Source organism: Tamlana crocina (assembly GCF_012037625.1).
In genome coordinates, this window is the sequence record NZ_JAAVJS010000106.1 from 1 (window position 1) to 577 (window position 577).

Consider the following 577-nt stretch of genomic DNA (forward strand, 5'->3'; position numbering starts at 1 on the left):
TTAAAGTTTTGCATCCTAAAAAGGAATGTCTTCTTTTATTATTGTACCAAGTTTCTGTCCATGTAAAGATTGATAACTCAGCTTCGGATCTTAGCTTGTAGTAGTGCCCATAACCCCATTCCACCTTTAATGATTTAAAGAACGATTCCGCCACGGCATTGTCCCAACAATTGCCTTTGCGGCTCATGGATTGTTTAACCAAACCATCGTAACCTTTAATTAAAGAGGTAAACTTATGGCTGGCATATTGTATGCCCCGATCGGAATGAAATATTAAAGGCTGGGTCAATGTTGTTTCTTTACTGCCATATGCCAAGCTTTAATAATAGTATCTTCTGTACTTAGATTATCGCTTAGAGCCCACCCAACAACTATTTTTCTTGTCGCTCAGAAGATGCTGATGGCCTTTTTTAAGATGTCACGTTCCAGTTCGGCTTCTTTTAAAGCTTTCCTTAAATGGGCTATCTCTTTTTCTTCATCGGTCATTTTTGGTTTGCCTCGACCAGGAAAACTGTTCTTTCCGTAATCCTTTAGCTCGCTGCGCCAGCGGTAAAGAACGGAGGGGTAGATGTCTAGG

Annotated in this window: 1 pseudogene; it reads right to left on the reverse strand. The window is 40.4% G+C overall.

The window, feature by feature from the left end:
- Window positions 1-577, reverse strand: a pseudogene (locus HC176_RS15835) (integrase core domain-containing protein); the annotation flags it as partial.